General features: G+C 73.0%; 4 protein-coding genes. All 4 read right to left on the bottom strand.

Translation table 11 applies throughout. The annotated features are described in order from the left end of the window. Positions 1-164: 164 nt before the first annotated feature. The 4 genes from nusB to ACFV6E_RS40330 all read right to left on the bottom strand — a co-directional run bounded on the left by nusB (position 165) and on the right by ACFV6E_RS40330 (position 3,278). The gene (gene nusB / locus ACFV6E_RS40345) at positions 165-596 is read right to left on the bottom strand and encodes a transcription antitermination factor NusB (protein ID WP_385171793.1); all 432 of its coding nucleotides are present in this window, start codon (positions 594-596) and stop codon (positions 165-167) included. Between the two features lie 2 nt (positions 597-598). Continuing rightward, positions 599-1,165, bottom strand: coding sequence for an elongation factor P (efp, locus tag ACFV6E_RS40340; RefSeq protein WP_385171796.1), 567 nt, complete (start codon positions 1,163-1,165; stop codon positions 599-601). A gap of 46 nt (positions 1,166-1,211) precedes the next feature. After that, on the bottom strand, positions 1,212-2,318 hold the full coding sequence (locus ACFV6E_RS40335; protein ID WP_385171798.1) for a M24 family metallopeptidase: 1,107 nt from the start codon (positions 2,316-2,318) through the stop codon (positions 1,212-1,214). Positions 2,319-2,423: 105 nt separating this feature from the next. Beyond that, on the bottom strand, positions 2,424-3,278 hold the full coding sequence (locus ACFV6E_RS40330; protein WP_385468575.1) for an AAA family ATPase: 855 nt from the start codon (positions 3,276-3,278) through the stop codon (positions 2,424-2,426). Positions 3,279-3,430 lie beyond the last annotated feature (152 nt).

Genomic DNA, 3,430 nt, shown 5'->3' with positions numbered 1-3,430 from the left:
GCGAGGTGCTGCGGGCCCTCCAGCGTTCCGGGCGGCGGCGTCAGTCACCGTGCGGTCGGGGCGCCGACCGGGGCCGCGCCCTGAAGGGGCGCGGGGAACTGCGCGCCCAGCCGCAACGGCGCCGCGGCCGACCGACGGCAGACCACGGCACTCACAGTGGAACGCTAAACGTCCCGGCGGAGCGTCGGCTTCAGTTCCTTCAGCCGCCCCAGCAGACCGTTGATGAACGCGGGCGACTCGTCCGTGGAGAATTCCTTGGCGAGCTGCACCGCCTCGTCGAGCACCACGGCGTCCGGGGTCTCGTCGACCCAGATCAGCTCGTAGGCACCGAGGCGGAGGATGTTGCGGTCGACGACCGGCATCCTGTCCAGCGTCCAGCCGACGGCGTACTGCGCGATCAGTTCGTCGATCCGGCCCGCCTTCTTGGCGTACCCCTCGACGAGCTGCATCGTGTACTCGCTCACCGGCGGCTGCCGGGTGTCGGTCCGGGAGTGCCGGATCCAGTCGGCGAGGACCGTCAGGACGTCGGCGCCACGCTGGTCGCCCTCGAAGAGGATCTGGAAGGCGCGCTTGCGGGCCGTGTTGCGGGCAGCCACGGTTAGCTGTTCACCCGGCCGAGGTAGTCGCTCGTGCGGGTGTCGACCTTGATCTTCTCGCCGGTGGTGATGAAGAGCGGGACCTGGATCTGGTGGCCGGTCTCCAGGGTGGCGGGCTTGGTGCCACCGGTGGAGCGGTCGCCCTGGACGCCCGGCTCGGTCTCCTGGACGACGAGCTCGACGGCGGCCGGCAGCTCGACGAAGAGCACCTCGCCCTCGTGCTGCGCGACGGTGGCGGTGAAGCCCTCGATCAGGAAGTTGGCGGCGTCGCCGACGGCCTTGCGGTCGACCATGAGCTGGTCGTAGGTCTCCATGTCCATGAAGACGAAGTAGTCGCCGTCCATGTAGGAGAACTGCATGTCGCGCTTGTCGACAGTGGCCGTCTCGACCTTGATACCGGCGTTGAACGTCTTGTCGACGACCTTGCCGGAGAGCACGTTCTTGAGCTTGGTGCGCACGAAAGCGGGGCCCTTGCCGGGCTTGACGTGCTGGAACTCGACGACGGACCAGAGCTGGCCGCCTTCGAGCTTGAGCACCAGGCCGTTCTTGAGGTCGTTCGTGGAAGCCACGGTTGCGGAATCTCCTGGACTGACGTGGACGACCAGAAGACACGCGCTACAGCGCGAGCAGCTCCTTGGTCGTGATGGTGAGTAGCTCGGGTCCGCCGTCCGCCTCGGGGCGCACGACGAGCGTGTCATCGATCCGGACACCGCCCCGGCCCGGGAGGTGGACCCCCGGTTCGACGGTGACCGGCACGCAAGCGTCCAGTTTACCCATGGCCGCCGGGGCCAACTGCGGGTCCTCGTCGATTTCGAGTCCGACGCCGTGGCCGGTAAGCGCGGGCAGTCCCTCCGCTCGCCCCGCGGAGTCGAGCACCTGCCTGGCCGCGCGGTCCACGTCGCGGTAGCCGGCGCCGGGGAGCAGTGCCTCGCGCCCGGCGCGCTGCGCGGCGAAGACCAGGTCGTACAGCTCGATCTGCCAGTCCGCGGGCGAGGTGCCGATGACGAAGGTGCGGCCGATCTCGCAGCGGTAGCCCTTGTAGACGGCGCCGAGGCAGACGGAGAGGAAGTCGCCCTCCTCCACCCGGCGGTCGGTGGGCCGGTGGCCGCGGTGCCCGGAGTTCGGTCCGGTGCCGACCGAGGTCGCGAAGGCGGGGCCGTCGGCGCCGTGGTCGACGAGCCGGCGCTCCAGCTCCAGCGCGAGATGCCGTTCCGTACGGCCCACCAGGATCGATTCGAGCAGCTCGCCCAGGGCCTGGTCGGCGATCTCCGCGCCGATGCGCAGGAACGAGATCTCCTCCTCGTCCTTGACGACCCTGAGCTGTTCCACCGCCGAGCCGAGGTCGGCGAGGCGCAGGCCGGGCGCCTCGGAGCCGATCGCCCGGTGCCGGGTCACGGTCAGGTGGTGTTCCTCCACGGCGAGGGAGTCGACGCCCTGTCCGGCGGCCAGGGAGGCCGCCGCGACGGCGGTGTCGCCGCCGGGCGCGGGCCGCACCCGCAGCCGCAGCGCGTCGTCGGGACGTCCCTCGGCCGGGTCGCCGCTCGGCACGGAGCCGCAGATCAGCAGATCCTCGTCCCCGCCGAGCAGCAGGGCGGCGCCGTGCGGCGCCGCGCCCGCGAGATACCGCACGTTCGCCGGGCGGGTGACGAGCGCCGCAGCGCTGCCGCCCGCCGTACAGCGCTCCCTGAGCCGCATCCGGCGGGCCGCGTACACCTCTGACATGCCCCGAGCCTACGAGCGGTGGCCGGATGTCGCCGGTCCAGTGGGGCCGACCGGGCGGCGCCCGGGGTCACACCCCGGCGCCCGCGCCGGGCGCGGAGCCGGAGGTCACCACTGCGGCGGACTGGCGATGGACCGGGCCAGCACCTCGTCCAGGACCTGGGCGGTGGCCTCCACGTCGAGCTGGGAGTTGTCGATGATGGGCAGGCCCGAGCCGTACCAGCCGGCCATGCGGCCGTGGATGCGGGCGACCTCCTCGTCCGTGAGGCGGCGGTTGCCGGAGCGCTCGGCGTTGCGCTCCAGGACTATCTCGAGGCCCGGCAGGAGCACGACCGGCAGCAGGCCCGGCCCCACGTGCCGCTTCCAGCCGCCGAGGCCGACGACCGGGCGGTCCGGGAACACGGCGTCGTCGAGGATGCAGGAGATGCCGTTCGCCAGGAAGTTCCGTGCGGCGAAGCCGCAGGTACGGCGGGCGAGACGATACTGCGCCTCCGAGTGGTCGTTCCACCCCGACTGCGGGTCGGCGAAGCCCGAGCGCACCCATTCGCGTACGTCGTCCAGGCTGATGTGGGCCGTGGGCACCCGGCGATGCTCCGCCCAGTACTTGGCGACGCTGGTCTTGCCGGCTCCGGCGGGGCCGATGAGCAGCACGGCCAGCGTGGTGGACGCCGGGTCGGGGGCCCCCTGGGCGAGCGGCGGACTCGGCATGGCCACGGGGTCCCCGGTCGGCAGCCGCACGTGCCCGGTGCTGTCGGGAGGCGACTGCACCGACGCGTGCGACGGCTGAGGCGCGGGCGCGTGGGGGACGGGTGGCTGCGGGGCGGGGACGTGCGGCGCGGGTGGCTGCGGCGCAGGCGCGTGGGGCGCAGGCACCCCGGGCGTCGGTGACTGCGGCGCCGCCTGCGGCTGGGGGTGAGCGGCGGGAGCCGGCGGCGGTACGAAACCGGGGGCGGGCGGCGGCACGGGCGCGGGCGGCGGACCGGGATGCGCTCCCGGAACTCCCGCGTGCTGCCCGGCGGGGGATCCCGGGTGCCCGGGGTGATGCTCGGCGGGCCCCGGAGCTCCCGCATGCTGCCCGGCGGACGCCCCAAGGGCACCCGCGAACTGCCCGGCAG

The sequence above is a fragment of the Streptomyces sp. NPDC059785 genome (genome assembly GCF_042732375.1).
Lineage (GTDB): Bacteria > Actinomycetota > Actinomycetes > Streptomycetales > Streptomycetaceae > Streptomyces.
Note: the sequence above shows the minus strand (reverse complement) of the source record. Positions and strands in the feature narration are given on the sequence as shown.